We start from the raw sequence: 4,513 nt of genomic DNA, 5'->3' as shown, positions 1-4,513 counted from the left end.
TGAAGACTATCAGGAGTACGCCCGCCAGGCTGGTGCCACGGTAGCCCAATATGGAGGCAGATATCTGGCCCGTGGGAGTCAGATCGAGACAATCGAGGGCGATTGGAAGCCTGGTCGCATCGCTCTGCTGGAGTTCCCGACGGCTGAACAAGCCTGGGCCTGGTACAATTCACCCGAGTACAGCACAATCCGGGGCATTCGCCAGCGCGCCTCTCACTCTCGCTTGATTCTCGTTCACGGCCTTCCCGAGCAGCCGGCCTGAGAGGGTCGAGATCTGGCAACCGGCGCCGGGCAGTTCTTTCCCTCAGCGGACAATGCCAGCCTCATGAGCGAGAGGGATAGCGCTGACCACTCTGCTCATGAGGTCTTTTGCTGCTCGTGAGACCTATGCTCATCGGCGTGAGGGCCGGGCGATAGCTCGCCCGGGGACTGGTTCATCATGGCAAGCATGGTCAGGCCACCGGTGCGCAAAAAGCGCATGACGAGCACGGCGGCGAGGAAGAGAGCCAGCAAGTTGAGCACGGTGGTGTAGTTCCAGTGGAGACCTTCGCTAATAGCGGCCACTGTCCGCTGTGTTGGGATCAGGCCCAGGAGGCTAAAGAGGAGCTCCACCAGATAGCCGGCCAGCGCCATCGTGATATAGAAGGTCAGCAGCAAATAGCCAGCCATCTGCCAGCCGTAATATTTGCGATAGATGTCGAGGATAGGGAGAACGATCAGGTCGGCAAAGATGAAGCTGACGAGGCCACCGAAGCTGATACCGCCATGCCAGAGGACCGCCGCTAAGGGGACATTGCCTACGGAGCAGACAAAGCTGATGATGGCTACTAATGGACCCAGTAGCGGCCCTTCGATGGCCGCCAGCGTCGGATTGCCGCTGAGGAAGAAGACACGCCAGAAGCTATCGGGCACCCAGGCCGCCAAGGCGCCGGCAATAAGCAGGCCCAGGAGCACATCGGTCCAGACCGCCGCCCAGTCCATGACAAAATAATGGCTGATTGCCGTGAAGGCGCGCCCGCTCCAGAGACGGCGCCAGAACGGGCCATTTTCCTCAAGGCTCATATCCATCGCCGCATGGCCCTCCATTCTTCCGCTGAGACCACGCTCTGCTTGCTCTTGGGCACGGGCTACCAGCGCGCGCGTCAGCGTGAGGCGGAAGATGAGCGCCAGGAGGACGATCATGAGGAGGCCGCCGAGATACTGGGCCAGCATGAAGGGCCAGCCCAGCAGAACCAGTAAGATCAGGCCCAGCTCAATGACCAGGTTGGTCGACGCCAGCTCAAAGACCATTGCTGCAGTGAAGCTGGCTCCCTTGCGGAAGAGCGAGCGCGCCAGAGCAACCGCCGCATAAGAGCAAGAGCTAGAGGCGATGCCGAAGAGCGTCGCCAGCGCCAGATGCCGCGGTCCTGTGCCACCTAGTAGGCGCGCCAGCGTTCTCCGCGATACCAGGGCCTGGACAAGCGCCGAGAGCGCAAAGCCGAAGATGAGCGGCCAGAGAATTTCCCAGAGCATGTAGAAGGCACTGAGCAGCGCCTTGACGATGAACATGGCAGCTTTCTCTCCCTCACTCCGCTCAAGGCCGACCTGTTCCCGCCTGCTGTTGCCTGTTATCCATAATGAGTCTGACATCTTCTAGCCCAGCGAGAGCGGACGGCAGCAACACTTGCTAGATAACATAGGCCGCTCAGGCTTCACCGTCAAGCTCAGGCAAGGGCTCAGCCCCCATGCCGCGGAGCGCTCTCCCTAAGCGGCAGGCTAGAAGGAGGAAGCCGGGGCATCACTCGGTGCTTGTGGTTCTGTTTCGCTTTCCAGCGTCAGCAACCAACTGCGGTGCAGTTGCGGATGAATCAGATTGGCACGGACCAGCAGCGCGCGATCGCGTAAGATCTCTTCCGGCTGACCATCGGCCAGAATGCGCCGCTCCTCCCCGAGCACGAGTACGCGACGGGCAATCAAGGGCACAATCTCCAATTCATGCGTGGCCGTCACAATGGTCTTGCCTTGTTCGCCCAGGCGCCGGATCAGATTGACCAGTACCCACTTAGTGCGCGGGTCAAGCGAGGCTGTCGGCTCGTCGAGCAGAATGACCTCCGGCTGCAGCGAGAGCACTGAAGCGATGGCCGCGCGTTTCTTCTCGCCTCCTGACAGTTCGAAGGGAGCACGGTCGGCCAGATGGGTGATCTCCATCAGCTCCAGCGCCTCCTGAGAGCGCCGTTTGACCTCCTCACGTGGGAGGCCGAGCTGCAGCGGCCCGAAGGCGACATCATCAAAGACCGTGGCGCTGAAGAGCTGCACGTCAGGATCTTGAAAGACCAGCCCAACCTGCCGATGGAAGGTAAACGTTTCCTGGCCCGCCGCCACCGCTTTAATATCGCGGCCTAGCGCCCGCATATAGCCCTCTTCGGGCGCTAGCAGGCCGTCGAGCAGCTTCAGCAAGGTCGACTTGCCGCTCCCGTTGGCGCCCAAGAGCGCAATTTGCTCGCCGTGGCTAATCTCCAGATCGATGCCATCAAGCGCCAAATGCCGACCATGATAGCGATAGCGCACTCCACGCAGCTGATAGATCACTTGACCCGGCTGGAGCGCCGAGACCTGCATCACACTCATACGATGACCCTCCCCAAGAAAAAAAGGCCAATCGCCAACAGAGCTGTGCCCAAGAATGCTAACACATCCCCAGTTCGCAGACGATAATCGCTATAGGTGCGAATTGTGCCAGTGAAGCCGCGCGCGCACATGGCAGCATAGACCTCATTGCTCATCTGGAAGGAGCGATTCATCAAGGTCACCAGGGCGGCCACGATCCAGGTCCGCTGCTCACTCCCACTCGTCAGTCCCACCGTACGACTCTTGCGCGCCTCAAAGAAGCCGTTGACAGTATGCAAAAAGAGGAAAATATAGCGGTAAGTCATCGAGAGCAGCAAGATGAAGATCTGCGGCACACGCAGGACCTGCAGGCTCTTGAGTAGATCCGCCCAGCGCGTTGTAAGAATCAGGAGGACAGCCAGCGAGACGGCATCTCCCACCCGCATTACGAAGACCGCAGCCCCCAGCAGACTGGCCGGCGTCGGCCCCAGGTGCAGCGGCCCGATGACCAGCTCAAAGAGGCGCGGCCCGCCACTGGTGAAAAAGATCGAGGGCAGAATGACGATGCCCGCGAAAAAGGGGATGCCCAGCCAGACCCGGCGTACAAAAAAATCGAAGGGGAGCAGACTGGCACGCGCTGCCAACAAGAGCGCTCCGTACAAGAGCAGCAGCGCCAGCAGCGAGTGCGAAAGGCTGGCGGCCAGTACCGTCACCACGAACATACCCAGCTTGACGCGTGGATCAAGACCCTGCAGCCAACCTGGACTACGCGCATGCTCCTCAGTAAAGACAGCTCGCTCAATGGCCTCCGTTACCCCCGCCAGCGTCTGTTCGACCCAGCCGAGCTGGTGACGCAACTGCCGGCGCTCCTGTCGCGAGAGCGCCAGGCGCTCGGGGCTGTCGCCGGCCCGGGTCGGCTCCCCTAGCTGGTCACCCGCTCTCAAACTCATAGCGCCTCCTCACGCGGCTGCACAGGCTTGCTGCTAACTTCTGTTTCACCTCCGCCACGACCAGTCAGCCGGCGTATCAGCAGCATTAAGCCCGAAACCACCAGTACCAGCAGGAGAATCCCGATGATGCCGCTGATCTCGTAGCCCAACGCCGCATGCCAGAGAGGAGCATTCGGCGCCGTAAAGAAGTCAGCATTGATAGTGTAGCCACTCAAGGGCGCGTTCCAGAGGCCATTGAGATCGCGCAGCCCCTGGGGAATATATCCAAAAGCCTTCTGCACATCCTCGGGGCTGCCCTCCCCAAAGGCAAAGCCTGGCGCAATCAGGCCCAACGGCGCGAAAATGGCCAGGGCCATGAAGAAGGTTCCCACCCGTTTCAGGCGCGCCGGCAAGACGAACCAGGTCAGAGGTAAGAGGACCACTGCAATGCCCAGGACAATGAGTAGCATAATGCCGACATCCGACCAGCTCACCTGCGACCAATCTGCCCCAAAGAGATGATCAAGGCGTCCCCCTCCCGTAATTAGACCAGCAATAAAGAGCAGAACCAGCGCCAACGGGATGGCGAGGGCGAAGATGCGCCATAGCGGCAGCGCCTGGGCGTCGCCAGTCGGGACGGCGTCACCACTTACCACCTCGCGCAACGTTGTCAGCAAGGCCGGATGGTGCTTCTGGATGTAGGCAAAGCCCAGCGCCGTGATCAGCGCTTCCACCACTGAGGCCCCAAAGGCATGCGAAAGGAGCATGGCCGGCACGGCTACGTCGAGCGGATAGGGGCTATAAAGAGCATGCCCGTTTTGCTGGAAGAGCAGCGGCTGTAGACCCAGCTCGATACCAACCGCCAGCGCCGCCGCAGTGATGCCCAGATAGGCACCGATGGCCGCGGCCCAGATGCGCCGCGTCGAGAGCACCGCTGAGCTTCCCGCCAACAGCCGATAGCTATAATAGCCGACAAACGGTAAAATTACCCCCATATT

General features: G+C 60.6%; 5 protein-coding genes. 1 reads left to right on the top strand and 4 read right to left on the bottom strand.

All coding sequences use genetic code 11. The annotated features are described in order from the left end of the window. Positions 1-262: DUF1330 domain-containing protein (locus IRZ24_RS17205; RefSeq protein ID WP_297166892.1), on the top strand; the 262-nt coding region annotated here is incomplete at its 5' end. A 95-nt stretch (positions 263-357) separates the two neighbouring features. Here IRZ24_RS17205 and IRZ24_RS17200 read toward each other — a convergent pair. The 4 genes from IRZ24_RS17200 to IRZ24_RS17185 form a co-directional block, all read right to left on the bottom strand. Further along, entirely contained in the window at positions 358-1,548 is a 1,191-nt protein-coding gene (locus IRZ24_RS17200; RefSeq protein ID WP_297166889.1) for a permease, read from the bottom strand. A 207-nt stretch (positions 1,549-1,755) separates the two neighbouring features. Then, positions 1,756-2,607 (bottom strand): ABC transporter ATP-binding protein, encoded by an 852-nt coding sequence (locus IRZ24_RS17195; RefSeq protein ID WP_297166886.1) that lies wholly within the window; start codon positions 2,605-2,607, stop codon positions 1,756-1,758. Further along, positions 2,604-3,536 carry a cobalt ECF transporter T component CbiQ gene (gene cbiQ / locus IRZ24_RS17190; protein ID WP_297166883.1) on the bottom strand — a complete coding sequence of 311 codons (933 nt, stop codon included), beginning with the start codon at positions 3,534-3,536 and terminating at the stop codon, positions 2,604-2,606. The genes IRZ24_RS17195 and cbiQ overlap by 4 nt, the downstream gene beginning before the upstream one ends. Then, the coding region (locus tag IRZ24_RS17185; RefSeq protein WP_297166880.1) for an energy-coupling factor ABC transporter permease at positions 3,533-4,513 on the bottom strand (981 nt) is incomplete at its 5' end. The genes IRZ24_RS17185 and cbiQ, both read right to left, overlap by 4 nt.

The organism is Thermogemmatispora sp. (assembly GCF_019683755.1).
Classification (GTDB): domain Bacteria; phylum Chloroflexota; class Ktedonobacteria; order Ktedonobacterales; family Ktedonobacteraceae; genus Thermogemmatispora.
This window is presented reverse-complemented; position numbering and strand designations above follow the sequence as displayed.